The following is a 17,319-nucleotide window of genomic DNA, read 5'->3' as shown; positions in this document are numbered from 1 at the left end:
GTCCCGGTTTCGGCTTCGGGGACGTAGGCTCAATCTCGTGCCTCAAATCCCAGAGCCACGTACTCTTCGCGATCTTCGCGAGAGCGGCCATGTCCACCGTACGGTAAAGGCCGAGATCCGCGAGAACCTGCTGGAACGCCTGCGGGCGGGGCAGCCGCGGTTCCCCGGCATCGTGGGTTTCGACGAGACCGTCCTGCCACACCTGGAGACAGCCCTGCTGGCCGGGCACGACCTGGTCCTGCTGGGCGAGCGAGGGCAGGGCAAGACCCGGCTCATCCGTACGGTGACCGGTCTTCTCGACGAGTGGACGCCGGTCGTCGACGGCTGTGAGATCAACGACCACCCCTACGCCCCCTCCTGTGCCCGGTGCCGCAGGCTGGCCGAGGAGGCGGGCGAGGAGCTGCCGGTCTCCTGGCGGCACAGGGACGAGCGCTACGGCGAGAAGCTCGCCACCCCCGACACCTCCGTCGGCGACCTGATCGGTGACATCGACCCCATCAAGATCGCTGAGGGACGCACGCTCGGTGACCCGGAGACCGTCCACTACGGCCTGGTCCCCCGCAGCAACCGGGGTGTCTTCTCGGTCAACGAGCTGCCCGACCTGGCCGAGCGGATCCAGGTCTCGCTGCTCAACGTGCTTGAGGAGCGCGACATCCAGGTCAGGGGATACAACCTGCGTCTCCCGCTGGACATCCTGTTGATCGCCAGCGCCAACCCCGAGGACTACACCAACCGGGGCCGGATCATCACCCCGCTGAAGGACCGCTTCGGCGCCGAGATCCGCACCCACTACCCGCTGTCCGTCGAGACCGAGTTGCAGCTCATCCGCCAGGAGGCCGCGCTCGACGAGGTGGGCGCCGACCTGCCCGACCATCTGGTCGAGGTGATCGCCCGCTTCACCCGCCTGGTCCGCGAGTCCACGGCCGTCGACGCGCGCTCCGGTGTCTCTGCCCGCTTCTCCATCGCCGCCGCCGAGACGGCCGCCGCCTCCGCCGTACGGCGTGCCGCGCTGACCGGTGAGGAGCGCGCGGTGACCCGGGTCGCCGACCTGCCGGGCATCGTGCACAGCCTGCGGGGCAAGGTGGAGTTCGAGGTCAGCGAGGAGGGCAGGGAGACCGAGGTCCTGGCCCACCTGCTGCGCAGGGCCGTGGCGGAGACCTTCCGCGGCACCATCGGCGGCCACGACCTGAGCCCGCTGCTCGAACGCTTCTCCGAGGGCGCCCAGGTCGAGTCGGGGGCCATGGTCCCGGCGGCCGACCTGCTGCGCGGGATCGGCCCGGTGCCGGGGCTCTCCAAGATCATGTCAGGGCTGGGCATCGGCGACGAGTCCCCCGGGCACGCCGCGGCGGCGCTGGAGTTCGCCCTTGAGGGCCTGTATCTCCTGCGTCGTCTGTCCAAGGACGAGGTGGACGGCACCACGGTCTACCGCACCTGAGATCCGGGGGCCGCGCGTTGGAGGGCGTTCGATGAGCTACCGCTATGGCGAGTACCGGGAAGGGCCCGATCCGCTCGCCCCGCCGTACGACGTGCGTTCGGCGCTCGACCAGATGGGCGACGCCGTGCTGGCCGGGGCCAACCCGGCCCACGCCCTGCGTGACCTGCTCAAGCAGGGCCTGCCGGGCGCGGGAGACCGGCGCGGCCTGGACGACCTGCTCCGTGAGGTACGGCGGCGCAGGCGTGAGCTGCGTGAGCGCGGCCGCCTCGACGGGACGCTCGAACGGGCCAGGGCGCTGCTGGACAAGGCGATCGGCCAGGAGCGGGCCGAGCTGTTCCCCGACCCGTCCGACGAGGCCAGACTGCGTGAGGCGGAGCTGGACGGCCTGCCCTCGGACACGGCCAGCGCGATCCAGGAGCTGAGCGACTACCAGTGGCGTTCCGGCGCCGCGCGCCAGACCTTCGAGGAGCTGCGCGACCTGCTGCGCAGGGAGGTGCTCGACAGCCAGTTCCGTGGGATGCGCGAGGCGCTGGCCAATCCCGATCCGGCCGCGATGGAGCGGGTCGGGCAGATGATGTCGGCGCTGAACGACATGCTGGACCGGGACGCGCGTGGCGAACACACCCAAGAAGACTTCGACGCTTTTATGTCGAAATATGGGGACATGTTCCCGGAGGCGCCGCGGAACCTGGAGGAGCTGGTCGACATCCTCGCCCGCAGGGCCGCCGCGACCCAGCGCCTGATGGCCTCGCTCACCCCCCGCCAGCGCGAGGAGCTCAACCAGCTGATCAACCAGACGCTCGACCAGGCGGGGCTCGGCGAGCAGATGCGCCGTCTCGGCGAGTCCCTCTACTCCCGCCGCCCCGACCTGGCCTGGAACACCCCGGAGCGGCTCTCCGGCGAGGAGCCCCTGGAGATGGGCGACGCGGTCAGCGCCCTTGAGGAGCTGGCCGACCTCACCCAGCTTGAGGCCGCGCTGCGCCAGGACTACCCGGGCGCCCGGCTCGACGACATCGACGAGGCGGCCATCCGCCGTGCCCTGGGCCGCTCTGCCGTCGACGACCTGGACGCGCTCAGGCGGATCGAGCGGGAGCTCGAACGGCAGGGATACCTGCGCCGCCAGCGCGGCAAGCTCGAACTCACCCCAAAGGCCGTGCGCCGCCTCGGCGAGACCGCGCTACGCCGCGTCTTCGCCTCCCTGGACTCAGGCCGCAGGGGCGACCACGACCAGGTGGACGCGGGCGCGGCCGGGGAGCTCACCGGCTCCTCCCGGCCCTGGCGCTTCGGCGACGAGCAGCCCATCGACGTGGTCCGCACGGTGGTCAACGGTGTACGGCGCGGCGGCGCGGGGGGGACCGTGACCCTGACCGTCGACGACTTCGAGGTGGCCGAGACCGAGCGGCGCACCGCGGCGGCGGTGTGCCTGCTGGTCGACCTGTCCTACTCGATGGCCCTGCGCGGCACCTGGGCGGCGGCCAAGCAGACCGCGATGGCCCTGCAGGCGCTGGTGGCCTCGAAGTTCCCCCAGGACTCGGTGCAGATCATCGGCTTCTCCAACTACGCCCGCGTCCTGCAGCCCGACGAGCTGGCCGGGCTCGAATGGGACATGGTCCAGGGCACCAACCTGCACCACGCCCTGCTGATCGCAGGCCGCCACCTGGACCGCCACCCCGACTTCGAGCCGGTCGTGCTGGTCGTCACCGACGGGGAGCCGACCGCCCACCTGCGGCGCAACGGCTCGGCGGCCTTCGAGTGGCCGCCGACCCGCGAGACGCTCGACCTGACGCTGGCCGAGGTGGACAAGATGACCCGGCGCAGGGCGACGCTCAACGTGTTCATGCTCGCCGACGACGAGCGGCTGAAGGACTTCGTCAACGAGGTGGCCAGGCGCAACGGCGGCCGGGTCTTCTCCTCAAGCGCCGACAGACTCGGCGAGTACGTCGTCAGTGACTTCCTGCGCACCCGCAGGAACCGCTGAGCCCTTCTTGGGCCTTTCGCAGGCTTTACAGGCCCGTCAGGCGTCGGCGTAGGCGAGGTAGTGGTTGAGCGCGAGGTCGAAGCCGTCGCGGTAGTGGCGGTAGGACCTGTAGCAGGGGCGCCAGGCCGTACTGTTGCCGACTCCGGCGCGGGCGTCCTCGACCGCGGCGGGAACGCGCTCGGGGCTGGGCAGCAGGCCTCCGCCGAGATAGCGGGGCTCGGTCAGGACGGTGCAGCGCTCACGGTCGCCGGAGACGTAGCGTCCCCGGCGCCAGCCGCTCTCCTCGTCCCACACCAGGGCCTCTCCGCCGGTGAGCAGGATCGTGGCGGCCCTCGGGTCGCAGGGACCCGCCCACCAGCCGGTGGCCTGGGCGCCCAGCGCCTCGACGACGCGGCTCACGTAGAAGGAGGGCTGCCCGCGCCACTCCTCGGTGTACGGCTCCACATGTTTCACACCCACAGGGGGCACTCCCTTGTGCCGTCGTGCACGATCTGGTTGACTGCTCGCCCGGCACGGCCGCGATCTCATCGCCGACGGCCCCAACGCACAAGAGCGAGTCCATTGGTGATCCTACTCACTTCAATGGAGTGCTTAGAGCATTAATAAGAAGATCTACCATCGCACATCACCATAAATGCAGATTATCCAAATTGTGATGTTCTGTCCGCAAACTTCTCCTGTCCGGGCACCGACGCCCCCGTGACCCGGGGCGTTCCGTCCCTGACCGAGATCACCGAGGGCTAATGTCTGGTTCATGACCCAACTGCTGCTCTGGCTGCACATCGGCTTCGCGATCTTCGCGCTCGGACCGCTCACCGCGGTGACGATGTCCACGCCGAGGTTCATCCGCTCCAAGGACCTCAACGTCCTGCGCTACCTGCACAGGACCACCCGGATCTACGCCATCGGCGCCATCGGCGTCTTCGTCGCCGGCGTGCTGCTCGGCCGCGACTATCTCGGCAAGCCCTACCTGTCGATCTCCATGACGCTGTTCATCGTCGCCGCCGTGCTCCTGGTCATCGTGGACCGCGACCAGTCGAGCGCCATCAAACTGCTCGGCGCCGAACCCCCGACCGACGACGCGAAGGCCCAGCGGGCGCGGATCGGCGCCTTCTCCGGCGTGATCGCCCTCATCTGGCTGGTCATCCTCGTGCTGATGGTCTGGGGCAGCCCCGCCTGACCTCCGTTCGCCGGAGATCCTCAGCAGCAGCGAGAAACGGGGCCCGGAAGACGGCGGGCGCCGGGACGGACGAGATCACGTCCGCCCATCGCCGGCCGTCACCCGGGAAAGGATCTCCGGTGATATCCACCCCTCCGGGAACGCCGAAAAAGCGCCATTCCCGGCAGGGAGTTTCCGATTCGACGACATTCCCCATTTCCCACGCCTTCCCGCGCCGGGACGGTTCACCGGAACGCACGGGAACGGGCGGGGAAGGTCGGCGCCGGGCGGAAGGGGCACGCCCGGCCCGACCTCAGCCCAGCGCCTGGCTGAGGTCGGCGAGCAGGTCGTCCACCGACTCGATGCCGACGGACAGCCGGACCAGGTCCGCGGGCACCTCAAGCGGCGAACCCGCCGCCGAGGCGTGGGTCATCCGCCCCGGGTGCTCGATCAGCGACTCGACGCCGCCCAGCGACTCGCCGAGGGTGAAGAGCTCGGCCCGGTTGCAGATCTCGACCGCCTCGGCCTCCCCTCCCCCGACCCGGAAGGAGACCATGCCCCCGAAACGCCGCATCTGCTTGGCCGCGGTCTCGTGCCCCGGGTGGTCGGGCAGACCGGGGTAGAGCACCGAGGTGACCTTCGGGTGGGCGAGCAGCAGGTCGGCGACCCGCTCGGCGTTGTCGCAGTGGCGCTCCATCCGCACCGCGAGCGTCTTGAGCCCGCGCAGCGCCAGCCACGCGTCGAACGGCCCAGCGACCGCGCCCATGGCGTTCTGGTTGAAGGCGAGCTTCGCGCCAAGCTCGGCGTCGGCCGTGACGAGCGCGCCACCGACCACGTCGGAGTGCCCGCCGACGTACTTCGTGGTCGAGTGCACGACGATGTCCGCGCCGAGCGCCAGCGGCTGCTGCAGGTACGGCGAGGCGAAGGTGTTGTCCACCACGAGCAACGCGCCGTTCTCGTGGGCCAGCTCGGCCAGCGCCGCGATGTCGGCGATGCCGAGCAGCGGGTTCGTCGGCGTCTCGACCCAGACGATCTTGGACTTCGGCGTCATGGCCGAGGCGACCGCGTCGAGGTCACCGAGCGGCACCGGGTCGTAGTGCAGCCCCCACGGCCGGTTCACCTTGGAGAACAACCGGTAGGTGCCGCCGTAGGCGTCGTTCGGGATGAGAACGTGGTCACTCGGCCTGCACACCGTACGCAGCACCGCGTCCTCGGCCGCCAGGCCGGAGGCGAAGGCGAGACCCCGGGTACCGCCCTCGACCGCGGCGATCGCCTCCTCGAAGGCGGTCCTGGTCGGGTTGGCCGAACGGCTGTACTCATATCCGGCGCGCAGCCCTCCGACGCCGTCCTGCTTGTACGTGGACACCGCGTAGATCGGCGGAACAACGGCCCCCGTGTGCGGGTCCGGCTCCTGACCTGCGTGAATGGCCAGCGTTTCGAATCCTTCAGTCATAGGGCCACGCTACTCGCCCCCGGACGGGCCATGTCCCGTCCACTGCCCCGTCCACACGGCGGGGCGCACCGGACCGTCCCCCAAGATCCGGCGCGCCCCGCCGTACCCCCCGATGCCTCCGGAGCGCTGACCAGCGGGTCCGCGCTCTCAGGCGGCCCGGTGCCCCGTGTCGCCCGTGTGACGCCCCGGCAGCCACACGACCTCTCCGCCCGTCTCGACCGGCGGCACCCTGATGTGACGGCCACTGGCGCCCTCGCCGTCCTGGCCGTTGATCCGCGACAGAATGACCGGGTCGGCCAGCGCCAGAGCGAGCGCGACCACGAACCCGACGATCAGTACCAGAACTCCGATGACGGTCATCTCCGTCCCCCTTCGACCTCTCAAGCATCGGTCGCGGACCCCGGAGGGCACCTCCGCTGAAGGTCCGGTTCCGCATGGGGGCGCTCGGCCGAATGGCCGATGTCCGATTTGGCCAAGAGTCTTAGGCTCAGTGGCCGTGGGGGAGACACATCGCATCGTCTACTGGATCCAGCGGCTCAGTGAGATCGCCCTGATCGGCTGGCTCGGCCTGCTGCTCCTGCTGGACGTGATGATCGTGGCCACGAACCTCGGCAACCCCGTGTTGTGGCTCAGCCCGGTCTGCGGCGCCATCGGAGTCCTTGCGGTGCTGTGGCGGAGGACGCGCAGGATCAGCGGATACGTCACCCTGCTCGTCGCGTCGTTCGTCACCACCCTGGTCTTTGGCGTCAGCGGCGTCAGCGGCCTGCCCTCCCTCGCCGAGACCGGGTCACTGCTGATCCTCACCATCGCGGGCCTGCGCTGGATCGAACCCATCAGGAACGCCGCGCTGTTCTCCATCGCCTCCGTCGTCGTGCTGGAGAGCGCCGCCGGACGGCTGCGCGAGGACACCCCGTCCCTCGCCGTCGGCTTCCTCGTCTTCGTCGGCTGGTCCGTCGCGGCGGGGGTCGGCGCCTACCTCCGCTTCCAGCTCGAACGCCGCAAGGAGGCGGTCAGCTCGGTACGGCGCGCGGAACGCCTCGAACTCGCCAGGGAACTGCACGACCTGGTCGCCCACCACATCACCGGGATCGTCGTCCAGGCCCAGGCCGCCAAGATCGTGGCCGAGCAGAAGCCGGAGGCCGTCGTTCCCGCCCTCGACGCGATCGCCGGGGCGGGCGCCGACGCCCTGACCTCGATGCGCCGCCTGGTCGGCGTGCTCCGCGCCCAGGACGGGGCCGCCCGCTCCCCCGGCAGCACCCTCATGGACATGCGCACCCTGGTCGAACGCTTCTCCTCGGGCGGCCCCCAGGTCGCCTTCGACATCGGCCAGGGCATCAACGACGAGACCCTGGCCCCCGAGGTGCTGACCACCCTCCACCGCGTCCTGCAGGAGGCCCTCACCAACGTGCGCAGACACGCCCCCGGCACCGGCTGGGTCGAGGCCGACCTACGACTCGGCGGACCGCCCGAGGCGGCTCCCACTCCCGGCAGACGGGAACCGCGCCAGGGCAACCAGGGGGCCCACTGGGTGTGGCTGCGCGTGCGCAACTACGGCTCTGCGACCGACGCCAAGATCTCCCGCCTCGGCGGCGGCTTCGGCCTGGTAGGCATGTCAGAACGCGTCGAAGCCCTGGGCGGCCGCCTAACAGCGGGCCACACGTACACGGGCGCGTGGGAGGTAGTGGCGGGCTTTCCTGTGGCCCTGCCTTTTGGCGACGCCTGACGGCGCCGCGGGTTGTGCTTGCTTTTGCGCCGCCTGCGGCGTCGCGGGCTTGGGCGCCTCAAGCCTGTGCTTTCCCTCGTCGCTCATCCGCTGGCGCTCCTTCGCTCCTCAGTCCAAGCACAGGCGCGCCCAAGCCGACACTCCTCACACACAGCACCGGTACCCCTAACTCTTCACGCTTGGCGCCGGAGCACAGCCAAAGCCGGTCCTGAACGGGGTGATCAACGACCTGTTCCGCTGGGAATCCCTCTGGAACGCCTCCTCGCTCCAAGCGCATCGGCCCTGGAAGTGAGGAGTTTGGCTTGTGCTTTACCGGTGCCGTGTATGAGGAGTGTCGGCTTGGGCGCGTCGGTGAGCTGGACTGAGGAGTGACGGAGCGCAGCGGAGGAACGACGAGGGAAGTCACCGACTTGGGGCGCCCAAGCCCTCGCGACGCCGTCAGGCGTCGCAAAGGGGCAGGGCAGCGGAGGAACGACGAGGGAAGTCACCGACTTCAGGCGCCCAAGCCCGCACTGCCGTTAGGCAGTGCCATTAACAAGGAACGCCAGGAGATCTTGGCGGGTTACCAGGCCCACGGGTTTGCCGTCGTCGAGGACCACGGCGGCGTCGGCCTTCTCCAGGGCCTCGATGGCGATGGACACCGGTTCGCCGGCGCCGATCATGGGGAGGGGCTGGGACATGTGCTCGGCCAGGGGGTCGGTTGGCCGTACGCGACCCCGGTAGAGCGCCTCAAGCAGGTCGCGCTCCACGATCGAGCCCACGACCTCGGCGGCCATGACCGGGGGCTCCTCCTTCATGACGGGGAGCTGCGAGACGCCGTACTCCCGCATGATCGAGATGGCCGTGTCGACCGACTCGTGTGGGTGGGTGTGCACGAACTCGGGCATCTCCACCCCCTTGCGGACCAGCACGTCCCTGACCGAACCCTCGTCGGAGGAGGTGGTCAGGAAGCCGTAGTCGGCCATCCACTCGTCGTTGAAGATCTTCGACAGGTAGCCCCGGCCGCCGTCGGGCAGCAGCACGACGACCACGTCCTCGGGGCCCGCCTGACGGGCGACCCGCAGCGCCGCGACCGTCGCCATCCCGCAGGAGCCGCCGACCAGGAGCGCCTCCTCGCGGGCCAGGCGGCGCGTCATGACGAAGGAGTCCTTGTCGGAGACCGCGATGACCTCGTCGCAGATCGTGGTGTCGTAGGTCGAGGGCCAGATGTCCTCCCCGACGCCCTCGACGAGGTACGGCCTGCCGGTGCCGCCCGAGTAGACGGACCCCTCGGGGTCAGCCCCGATGATCTTGACCCGGCCGTCGGAGACCTCCTTGAGGTAGCGGCCCGTGCCGCTGATCGTGCCACCGGTGCCGATGCCCGCGACGAAGTGGGTGATCCGGCCCTCCGTCTGCTCCCAGATCTCCGGCCCGGTCGAGTGGTAGTGGCTCTCGGGGTTGAAGGTGTTGGAGTACTGGTCGGGCTTCCAGGCGTTCGGCGTCTCCCTGGCCAGCCGGTCGGAGACCGAGTAGTAGGAGTCGGGGTGCTCAGGGGAGACCGCCGTCGGGCAGACCACGACCTCGGCCCCGTAGGCGCGCAGCACCCCGATCTTGTCCTGGGCGACCTTGTCCGGCACGACGAACAGGCACCGGTAGCCACGCTCCTGCGCCACAATGGCCAGGCCGATGCCGGTGTTGCCGGAGGTGGGCTCGACGATCGTGCCACCGGGCACCAGCGCCCCAGACCGCTCCGCAGCGTCGATCATGCGCACCGCGATCCGGTCCTTCACCGAACCGCCGGGGTTGAAATACTCCACCTTGGCGAGCACCTGGGCGGGTGCCCCGGCCGTCACCTTCCTCAGCCGGACAAGCGGCGTGTTTCCCATCAGTTCCACAAGCGAGTCATACACACGCATCGCGACGATCACCTCGAAATACAGAGCCCGGTCGGCTTGTTGTGCTGAACGCCGCGCCCCCAAGGGGGGTATGTGGGACTCGGCTAGGTTCAAGGCAACGCTACCGGCGCGCGGTACCGAAGGAGCAATGCCAGGTGATCTGGACACCGGGGGCGGCACGGGCCGCCCGTCGTATCGCCGCCGCCGCGGCCGTCGGCGGAGGAGGGCTCACCGCGCTCGGCGCGGTCACGTACGGCCTGCTGATGGGTGAGGCCCTGCTGGCCCGGCGCATCGTCGGCCGCCCGCACGGCATGGAGGGGCCGCCCTCCGACGGGGTCTACGGCGACTTCGCCGGCGAGCCGGTCCGGATGGTCATGCTGGGTGACTCGACGTCGGTCGGCCTGGGCACCGCGGAGGCCGCGCAGACCCCGGCCGTGCTGATCGCCACTGGCCTGGCCGCCGTCGCCGAGCGTCCCGTCCGGCTGACCGTGGTCGGCATGTCGGGCGCGGTCTCGGCCGATCTGGACGGCCAGACCGATCGGGCGCTCGAAGCCTCCCCCGAGATCGCGGTGATCTTCGTCGGCGCGAACGACGTCACCACGCGGACCATGCCGACGCATGCCGTACGGCATCTGCAGAAGGCGGTGCGGCGGCTGCGTGAGGCGGGGGCCGAGGTGGTCGTCGGCACCTGTCCCGACCTGGGGACGGTCAGGCCGATCGCGCAGCCGCTGCGCTGGGTGACCCGGCGCTGGAGCCGTCAGCTCGCCGCGGCGCAGACCGTGGCCGTGGTGGAGGCGGGTGGCCGTACCGTCGCCTTCGCCGACCTGCTCGGCGATGAGTTCTCCGCAAATCCGGATGAAATGTTTGGACCTGATCGTTTCCACCCATCTGTCCAAGGTTATCTACAGGTTGCTTATGCGGTGCTACCGTCTGTATGCACCGCACTTGGACTGTGGCCAGAGTCGCACTCCGAGCGCAGTGAGTCGATCTACCTCGCGGCGGCCAAGGCCGCGGAGGAACCCGGCGCCGAAGTCTCCGCAACCCGCGTCGCCGGCCGAGCAACCGGACCCCACGGACGGTGGGCGACACTGCTCCGTCGGAGAAACGGGGTGCTGCCTCACGACGCCTGAACACGGTTACCCTCCGCGGCGAGGCCGTGACGCCTCGCCCCCTTTGGAGTGCAATGCCCGTGATCCGGCCCCACGTGAAGACGGCTGCGGTCCTCGCCGGAGTGCTCGCCCTGGCCGGCTGCTCCGGCAGTGAAGCGGCAGTTCCCGCCCATCCGACCTGGCACAACGGCGAGGTGAACGCGGTGAGCCGCACCACCTCGGCCGCGGGCGTCGCCATGACGACCTCCATGAGGGCGGACGGCACGCTGGAGACGGTCGCCCTCGACCTGGCCACGGGCAGGAAGCTGTGGGCCCATCCCGCGACCATGGCCGGTCGGCTGCCGGGAATGGGCGTCCCCGCCCCGGCGATCGTCGAGTCCGCGGGGGGACGCCTCGTCGCGGTCGCGGTCGATCCGGTCCGCGGGGGTCGCTGGAAGGCCGTCCTGGTCGGCCGTGACGCGCGCACCGGGATCCGGCTGTGGACACGCCCGCTGCACTCGACCTTCGGGCCGCAGCGGTGCGGGGCGTTCGTGTGCGTCTCGGAGAACACCGCCCTGTCCAGGGCCCGGCTGTCCGTGCTGGCCCCGGAGACCGGCAAGCAGATGTGGCAGCTACCCGGCATCGCCGAGGTCGAGTGGTCGGGCGCCTCTCACGCCGTGCTGCTGCGCATGGCCCGCCATCCCGCCCTTGAGGCCTACGACCTGGCCTCGGGCAGGCGATCGTGGCAGTTGCCCGTCGAGCAGGCGCTCGGCCCCGGGGTCGATCTGTCCGGTGGATGGGCCTTCGGCTCGACCGGCGACGACCTCATCGGCTACGTCGCCCCCTACACCAGTCCCTCGACGAAGCGGGTCTCCACCTTCGGCCTGTTCTCCGTCAGGCTCCTGGACGGCACGGTCAACTGGCTGCGTCCCTCCGTGGTGCGGGTCTATCCCAGCGGCAGTCCCGGCCTGGCCCCCGTCGTCCGTCCCGTCGACCAGCGAGGGCAGTACGGCGGCTTCGCCCGGCTCGACGCGAGCGACGGGCGCGTCCTCGGCCAGATCTCCGCGGCCCAGATCCCCGGCTCCGGCTGGTGGCTGGCCTTCCCCGAGCGGATGGACAGGCTCGGCTTCCTCAAGCACGGCCAGCAGGGCAGCGCCTTCGACCTGGCCACGGGTCACGGCACCGAGGTCAAGGACCAACGCGGCTGGTCCTTCTGCGTCACCGACCCCAGGCCGCTCCCCCTCAAACACCAGGCGGCGGGCTTCTACCCGGTGGCCTCCCTGTGCGAGTTCGACCTGGCCAGCGGCAGGAGGACACCCCGTTCCGAGCCGCCTCCCGCCTGGTTCACCGGCAGCCAGGACGGCTGGCGGATCTGGCGCGACGAGGCGGGCGGCCTGCACGGCGTCAAGGACGGAACCACGACCACCCCCGGCATGTACGGCTGACGCCCCCGTACAAAGTTCTGTTTCGGGCCGCCCCGCCCAAGCCCTTCGCCCTACCGGGGAGTAGCCTCCGCTCAGGAGTGACCGACAACCCAGGAGAGCCCCATGCCCGAGGCAGTCATCGTCGCGACCGCGCGCTCACCCATCGGACGCGCCTTCAAGGGATCGCTCAAGGACATCCGCCCCGACGACCTGACCGTCCAGATCGTCAGGGCCGCCCTGGCCAAGGTGCCCCAGCTCGACCCCGCGACCATCGACGACCTGATGCTGGGCTGCGGCCTGCCCGGTGGTGAGCAGGGGTTCAACCTGGGCCGGGTGGTCGCCACGCTCCTCGGGCTCGACGGCGTGCCCGGCACGACCATCACCCGCTACTGCTCGTCGTCCCTGCAGACCACGAGGATGGCCCTGCACGCGATCAAGGCGGGCGAGGGCGACGTCTTCGTCTCCGCCGGTGTCGAGTGCGTCTCCCGGTTCACCAAGGGCAACTCCGACTCGCTGCCCGACACCGAGAACGAACTGTTCACCGAGGCGCGCAGCCGTACGGCACGGGCCGCCGAGGGCGGCGGCGAGGTCTGGCACGACCCGCGCGAGGACGGCGAGCTGCCCGACGTCTACATCGCCATGGGCCAGACCGCGGAGAACGTCGCCGCCCTCAGGGGGGTCTCGCGCCGGGAGCAGGACGAGTTCGGCGTCCGGTCGCAGAACCTCGCGGAGCGGGCCATCGCCAACGGCTTCTGGGAGAGCGACATCACGCCGGTGACCCTGCCGGACGGGACCGTGGTGACCGGGGACGACGGCCCCCGTCAGGGAACGACCTACGAGGCGGTCTCCCAGCTCAAGCCGGTCTTCCGGCACGACGGGACCGTCACGGCGGGAAACTGCTGCCCGCTGAACGACGGCGCGGCCGCGGTGGTCGTGATGAGCGACACCAGGGCCGCAGAGCTGGGCATCACCCCGCTGGCCAGGATCGTCTCGACCGGCGTCACCGGCCTGTCCCCCGAGATCATGGGGCTCGGCCCGGTCGAGGCCTCCCGGCAGGCCCTGTCCAGGGCGGGCATGGCCATCGACGACGTGGACCTCGTCGAGATCAACGAGGCCTTCGCGGCCCAGGTCATCCCGTCCTACCGCGACCTCGGCATCGACCTCGACCGGCTCAACGTCAACGGCGGCGCCATCGCGGTCGGTCACCCGTTCGGCATGACCGGCGCCCGCATCACCTCGACGCTGGTCAACAGCCTCCGCTTCCACGACAGGACGATCGGCCTTGAGACCATGTGCGTGGGCGGCGGCCAGGGCATGGCCATGATCCTCGAACGCCTGAGCTGAGAACGACGGTGCCGCGCCGTACCAACGGTATGGCGCGGCGCCCGTTTCAGCCGTGGACGTCGGGACCCGCGCGGGTGATGTCGATGCGCAGCAGGACCCGCCTGTCCCGCTCCATGGCGGCCCGGTAGTCGTCCCAGTCGGGGTGCTCGCCGGAGATGTCGCGGTAGTAGTCGACCAGCGGTTCCAGTGCCTCCGGCAGCGAGAGGATCTCCGTCTCCCCCTCGATCTGGATCCAGTCTCCGTAGAAGGAGTCGGTCATCACGCAGAGCGTGGCCCGGGAGTCCCTGCGGAGGTTGCGGACCTTCGCCGCGGTCTCCCTGCTGCTGACGATCGCGCGCCCCTCGGCGTCCAGCCCGACCGTCACCGGGGACAGTTGCGGGCGTCCGTCGGCGTGCTTGGTCAGCAGGACCGCACGGTGGTTGACGCGGATGAAGTCACGTGCCTTGTCGAGATCCATAAGCCCATCATGGCCGGACACACAGAAGCCCGCACCCTCCGATGGAAGGCGCGGGCTTACAGAAGACGGACAACTTACATACGACGGCTGTGACGGTGGCGCTCGTGCTCACGCACGATGGCGGCGGCGTAGCCGTGGGACAGACCGTGCTCCTGGGCGAGCCAGTTGGCCCGCTCCTCGCAACGCAGGAAGGACGGGCCGTTGTCGATGGTTTGGAACCACTCTGGGAGTGCGCGGCCGGTGATATCCGTGACTCTAGCGATCAGTTTGCTCTGCGTCTCCAGTGAGTGGCTCAACGACATGGGCACCTCCACGGATAGGCTCCTTTGCTCGACAGTGCCTCACGAACTCCCAGATAGCAAGCCCCCAGGCCCTGTCGCTTAGCGGTGTCTTCGACACCGCAGGGTTCGGGCGCCTGAGGCCAACGCTTTCCCTCGTCGCTCATCCGCTGCCCTGCCCCTTTGCGACGCCTGACGGCGTCGCGGGCTTGGGCGCCTGAAGTCGGTGACTTCCCTCGTCGCTCCTCCGCTTCGCTCCGTCACTCCTCAGTCCAGCTCACCGACGCGCCCAAGCCCGACACTCTTCACTCACAGCACCGGTACCCCAAAACCGGCCGGACAGCACGCACCCCGCGCTGCACTGGGGCGGCGCGGGGTGCGTGGGGGTCAGGTCGGCTAGTCGTTGCTGGTGAAGTAGCTGAGGAAGCGGAGGATCTCCAGGTAGATCCAGACCAGGGTGACCGTCAGGCCGAAGGCCATCAGCCAGGAGTACTTCTCGGGGGCGCCGGACTTCACGCCCTGCTCGACGGCGTCGAAGTCGAGGAGCAGGAAGAAGCAGCCGACGAGGATCGCCGCGATACTGAAGACGTAGGCCAGCGGGCCGCCGGAGCGGATGCCGATGCCGTCGGTGATGAAGAAGCTCGCCAGCAGGTTGACCAGGATGAGGCCCATCAGGCCGAGCCCGGCCGCCACGACGAACTTGGTGAACTTCGGCGTCACGCGGACGATCCGCAGCGCGTAGACCGTCAGCATGGAGCCGAAGGCGAGCGCCGTGCCGACGACCGCCTGCAGGACGATGCCGTTGTACAGGTTGTTGTACATGTGGCTGATCACGCCGATGGCGACGCCGTAGGAGACCGCGTAGCCGAGGATCAGCACCGGGTTGGTGCTCTGCTTGAACGAGACGATCAACGCGAGCACGAGACCGACGAGCACGCCGGCGATCAGCGCGCCCGTCCCGAAGTTGAGCGCCCAGGCGAGCGCGGCGGAGACGACCAGCGTGCCCAGCGTGATGAAGCCACGCACGACCACGTCGTCGATGGTCATCCTCCGCTGCGCGGGCGGCGCGTAGGAGGGCGCGTCATACATTCCCCTGAGCTGCTCGGGGGTCGGGGTGCCCCAGGCCTGCTGGCGCCCGGGCGCCTGCCTGCTGAACACGGGATTCTTGCTTTCCATCGCTAGCCTCCACGCTGCGACCTACGCGATCGGCGTATAGATCGGTTGTCACACGGCCGTATCGTGTTGTTGTCCGTTTTAGGGTCAAGTGACCGTACGGCTACCGCCGAGGGTTCCAACGAACGACCTTCAAGCCGGGTTCCCGGCCCTCCCGAGGAATCATGGCCTCGTCGGCCGGGTCCGCGCCAGGTCTTCGCGTGGACGTCAGGCCGTCGTGAACCGGCCGCCGGGAAACAGCGGCGCGGGAATGGCCTTCGGGAATCGACCGGCCCGTCCCTGGAAAACCGCGTGGAACTGGATTTGTCGTGTTGTTTTCCCCACCGACATAAACAACGCGGTCACGATGGGGAAAACGACTGTGCACTGCCGAAGCGCTTGACGAGCCGCTGATAAGTGTCGAAGGCCGGTTTGGGGCGGTAGTCATCGGTGAGAAGGCCGAACCGGTAGAACAGGCCGGGTTTCGTACTGTCGGCATCACGCAGGGCGAAATGGGTATAGCCGCCGATGTTCCGGCGGATACGGCAGTTCACGACCGCCGTGACGATCGTCTCCAGAACGTCGGCCTGTCGTCGCGGGCTCCGCTCGGGGCCGGTCGGCCAGCCGTTCTCGGTGATCCACAGGGGGACGCTCTCGTCGATGCCCGCCGGGGTGAGGCAGCGGTCGCGGTGGTGGCCGAGCAGCCCGGCGACGGCCTCCCCGAGCCCGTCCGCGGGGGCCGGTTGGAAGACGTCGGGAAAGAAGTCCAGGCCGACGTAGTCGAGGGCCGCGACGAAACGCGGTCCGCCGTCGGCGGTCAGCGCGGCGACGAAACCCTCGGCGGGGCCGAACAGGGGCGTGGTGTTGAACCCGACCCTGAGGTGGTCGAGGCCGAGCAGGCGCGCCTCCTCCTTGGCCGCGACGACGCCCTCGACGAGGGCTTCGAGCACCCGGGGGTGACTCCCGTCGTAGACGGGAAGGTTCGGCTCCTCGGTCACCTGGAGGGTCGCGACGCGTGCTCCGTGGCGCCGGACGAGGTCGCGGACGAAGGCCACGTAGCCCGCGACGTCACCGCTGCGGGAGCGGTACTGCGCGACGAGGTCGAGCATGCGCCCGCCGGTGGCGTACTGCTCCACCCGCTCGGGAGCCTGCGGGTAGGCGTCCCCGGGGTCGCTGAAGCTGACGTAGCCACGGACCAGGGAGACGCGCAGGTGGTCGAGCGCCTCGGTGATCCGGTCTGGGTCGTCGGGGGGTCCCTGGAGCAGGCCGCCGTTCTCGTCACCGACCGCTCCGCCGGGGTAGATCCCGAAGACCAGGTCGTCGGCTGTCATGCGAGGTCCTCTCGGTCGTCGGGCCAGGTCAGGCCGCCCGTGTGGATCTCCTGCGCGGTGGCCTCCACCCAGGCGAGTTCGCCGCGCGTCATGTGCAGGGCGTACTCGGCCTCGATGACGAACAGGCGGGGCACCGTCCCTGTGGCCAGCGCCTCGTCGAGGGCCCGCTGGTCCTCGGCGAGGGTCGCGCGCAGCCGTTCGGCCCGTTCGAGCAGGGCCGCCCGCGCGCCCTCGGGGCCGAGGGCGCCAAGGTAGGCGACGGCCGTGAGAAAGAGGGGATACTCACGCCGGGGAACGCGGATCTGCTGGTCGAGCCGCCGCACGAAGGCGTTTCTCCCGGCCTCGGTGATCGCGTAGACCGTGCGGGCCGGCCGGTTGCCCTCCTGGACCCTGGCCTTCTCCGTGATCCACCCCTCCCCCTCAAGAGCCGTGACCACGTCGTAGAGCGAGCCCCGGTTGATCCGCACGCTGGCGTCCTTGCCGCGTTCCCGCAGCACGGCGGCCATCTCGTAGGGATGCATGGGTCTCTCCAGCAGCAGCCCCAGCACCCCCAGGGCCAGGGGGTTGTCCGCGCTTCGCGCCATAGTCGCCTCCTGATATCAGGAACCGACTATACGAGACGC

At 69.7% G+C, this 17,319-nt stretch carries 16 protein-coding genes; 7 read left to right on the top strand and 9 right to left on the bottom strand.

The window, feature by feature from the left end; genetic code table 11:
- Positions 1 to 37 precede the first annotated feature (37 nt).
- Positions 38 to 1,435: a sigma 54-interacting transcriptional regulator gene (locus tag FHS44_RS24425; RefSeq protein WP_184718506.1), complete on the top strand. Its 1,398-nt coding sequence runs from the start codon at positions 38 to 40 to the stop codon at positions 1,433 to 1,435.
- Between the two features lie 31 nt (positions 1,436 to 1,466).
- On the top strand, positions 1,467 to 3,413 hold the full coding sequence (locus tag FHS44_RS24420; protein WP_184718504.1) for a vWA domain-containing protein: 1,947 nt from the start codon (positions 1,467 to 1,469) through the stop codon (positions 3,411 to 3,413).
- Positions 3,414 to 3,449: 36 nt separating this feature from the next.
- Here the strand turns inward: FHS44_RS24420 and FHS44_RS24415 are convergent, their stop codons facing one another.
- A complete protein-coding gene (locus tag FHS44_RS24415; protein WP_184718502.1) occupies positions 3,450 to 3,872 on the bottom strand; it encodes a DUF6292 family protein in 423 nt (140 codons plus the stop codon).
- 295 nt (positions 3,873 to 4,167) lie between these two features.
- On the opposite strand from FHS44_RS24415, the gene FHS44_RS24410 reads away from it, so the two are divergent.
- Positions 4,168 to 4,593 (top strand): DUF2269 family protein, encoded by a 426-nt coding sequence (locus FHS44_RS24410; RefSeq protein WP_184718500.1) that lies wholly within the window; start codon positions 4,168 to 4,170, stop codon positions 4,591 to 4,593.
- A 292-nt stretch (positions 4,594 to 4,885) separates the two neighbouring features.
- Here FHS44_RS24410 and FHS44_RS24405 read toward each other — a convergent pair whose 3' ends face one another.
- Both FHS44_RS24405 and FHS44_RS24400 read right to left on the bottom strand, forming a co-directional pair.
- Positions 4,886 to 6,025, bottom strand: a complete 1,140-nt coding sequence (locus FHS44_RS24405; protein ID WP_184718498.1) for a cystathionine gamma-synthase — start codon at positions 6,023 to 6,025, stop codon at positions 4,886 to 4,888.
- Positions 6,026 to 6,172: 147 nt separating this feature from the next.
- Complete coding sequence (locus FHS44_RS24400; RefSeq protein ID WP_184718496.1) at positions 6,173 to 6,385, bottom strand: hypothetical protein; 213 nt, start codon at positions 6,383 to 6,385, stop codon at positions 6,173 to 6,175.
- 136 nt (positions 6,386 to 6,521) lie between these two features.
- Between FHS44_RS24400 and FHS44_RS24395 the strand changes: the two genes are divergently transcribed.
- On the top strand, positions 6,522 to 7,748 hold the full coding sequence (locus FHS44_RS24395) for a sensor histidine kinase (protein WP_184718495.1): 1,227 nt from the start codon (positions 6,522 to 6,524) through the stop codon (positions 7,746 to 7,748).
- Positions 7,749 to 8,266: 518 nt separating this feature from the next.
- Here the strand turns inward: FHS44_RS24395 and FHS44_RS24390 are convergent.
- Positions 8,267 to 9,643 carry a cystathionine beta-synthase gene (locus tag FHS44_RS24390; RefSeq protein ID WP_184718494.1) on the bottom strand — a complete coding sequence of 459 codons (1,377 nt, stop codon included), beginning with the start codon at positions 9,641 to 9,643 and terminating at the stop codon, positions 8,267 to 8,269.
- 134 nt (positions 9,644 to 9,777) lie between these two features.
- Between FHS44_RS24390 and FHS44_RS24385 the strand changes: the two genes are divergently transcribed.
- From FHS44_RS24385 to FHS44_RS24375, 3 genes are all read left to right on the top strand, one after another.
- Complete coding sequence (locus FHS44_RS24385; RefSeq protein WP_184718493.1) at positions 9,778 to 10,752, top strand: SGNH/GDSL hydrolase family protein; 975 nt, start codon at positions 9,778 to 9,780, stop codon at positions 10,750 to 10,752.
- 74 nt (positions 10,753 to 10,826) lie between these two features.
- On the top strand, positions 10,827 to 12,155 hold the full coding sequence (locus FHS44_RS24380) for an outer membrane protein assembly factor BamB family protein (RefSeq protein WP_312863794.1): 1,329 nt from the start codon (positions 10,827 to 10,829) through the stop codon (positions 12,153 to 12,155).
- A gap of 102 nt (positions 12,156 to 12,257) precedes the next feature.
- Positions 12,258 to 13,478, top strand: a complete 1,221-nt coding sequence (locus FHS44_RS24375) for an acetyl-CoA C-acetyltransferase (protein WP_184718491.1) — start codon at positions 12,258 to 12,260, stop codon at positions 13,476 to 13,478.
- 46 nt (positions 13,479 to 13,524) lie between these two features.
- Here FHS44_RS24375 and FHS44_RS24370 read toward each other — a convergent pair whose 3' ends face one another.
- The 5 genes from FHS44_RS24370 to FHS44_RS24350 all read right to left on the bottom strand — a co-directional run bounded on the left by FHS44_RS24370 (position 13,525) and on the right by FHS44_RS24350 (position 17,280).
- Positions 13,525 to 13,935 carry a PPOX class F420-dependent oxidoreductase gene (locus FHS44_RS24370; RefSeq protein ID WP_184718489.1) on the bottom strand — a complete coding sequence of 137 codons (411 nt, stop codon included), beginning with the start codon at positions 13,933 to 13,935 and terminating at the stop codon, positions 13,525 to 13,527.
- 74 nt (positions 13,936 to 14,009) lie between these two features.
- Positions 14,010 to 14,249, bottom strand: coding sequence for a DUF4287 domain-containing protein (locus tag FHS44_RS24365; RefSeq protein ID WP_376771607.1), 240 nt, complete (start codon positions 14,247 to 14,249; stop codon positions 14,010 to 14,012).
- A 360-nt stretch (positions 14,250 to 14,609) separates the two neighbouring features.
- Positions 14,610 to 15,389: a Bax inhibitor-1/YccA family protein gene (locus FHS44_RS24360; protein WP_184718487.1), complete on the bottom strand. Its 780-nt coding sequence runs from the start codon at positions 15,387 to 15,389 to the stop codon at positions 14,610 to 14,612.
- Between the two features lie 338 nt (positions 15,390 to 15,727).
- Positions 15,728 to 16,696: a glycoside hydrolase family protein gene (locus FHS44_RS24355; RefSeq protein WP_184718485.1), complete on the bottom strand. Its 969-nt coding sequence runs from the start codon at positions 16,694 to 16,696 to the stop codon at positions 15,728 to 15,730.
- Positions 16,693 to 17,280, bottom strand: a complete 588-nt coding sequence (locus tag FHS44_RS24350; protein ID WP_184718483.1) for a PadR family transcriptional regulator — start codon at positions 17,278 to 17,280, stop codon at positions 16,693 to 16,695. The genes FHS44_RS24355 and FHS44_RS24350 overlap by 4 nt, the downstream gene beginning before the upstream one ends.
- Positions 17,281 to 17,319: the final 39 nt, after the last annotated feature.

The organism is Streptosporangium saharense, from assembly GCF_014203715.1.
GTDB lineage: Bacteria > Actinomycetota > Actinomycetes > Streptosporangiales > Streptosporangiaceae > Streptosporangium > Streptosporangium saharense.
This window is presented reverse-complemented; position numbering and strand designations above follow the sequence as displayed.

Bases quoted from the DNA above. Each gene is read 5' to 3' on its own strand.
- FHS44_RS24420 (WP_184718504.1), top strand. From the start codon at position 1,467: ATGAGCTACCGCTATGGCGAGTACCGGGAAGGGCCCGATCCGCTCGCC.
- FHS44_RS24410 (WP_184718500.1), top strand. From the start codon at position 4,168: ATGACCCAACTGCTGCTCTGGCTGCACATCGGCTTCGCGATCTTCGCG.
- FHS44_RS24405 (WP_184718498.1), bottom strand. From the start codon at position 6,025: ATGACTGAAGGATTCGAAACGCTGGCCATTCACGCAGGTCAGGAGCCG.
- FHS44_RS24400 (WP_184718496.1), bottom strand. From the start codon at position 6,385: ATGACCGTCATCGGAGTTCTGGTACTGATCGTCGGGTTCGTGGTCGCG.
- FHS44_RS24390 (WP_184718494.1), bottom strand. From the start codon at position 9,643: ATGCGTGTGTATGACTCGCTTGTGGAACTGATGGGAAACACGCCGCTT.
- FHS44_RS24375 (WP_184718491.1), top strand. From the start codon at position 12,258: ATGCCCGAGGCAGTCATCGTCGCGACCGCGCGCTCACCCATCGGACGC.
- FHS44_RS24370 (WP_184718489.1), bottom strand. From the start codon at position 13,935: ATGGATCTCGACAAGGCACGTGACTTCATCCGCGTCAACCACCGTGCG.
- FHS44_RS24360 (WP_184718487.1), bottom strand. From the start codon at position 15,389: ATGGAAAGCAAGAATCCCGTGTTCAGCAGGCAGGCGCCCGGGCGCCAG.
- FHS44_RS24355 (WP_184718485.1), bottom strand. From the start codon at position 16,696: ATGACAGCCGACGACCTGGTCTTCGGGATCTACCCCGGCGGAGCGGTC.
- FHS44_RS24350 (WP_184718483.1), bottom strand. From the start codon at position 17,280: ATGGCGCGAAGCGCGGACAACCCCCTGGCCCTGGGGGTGCTGGGGCTG.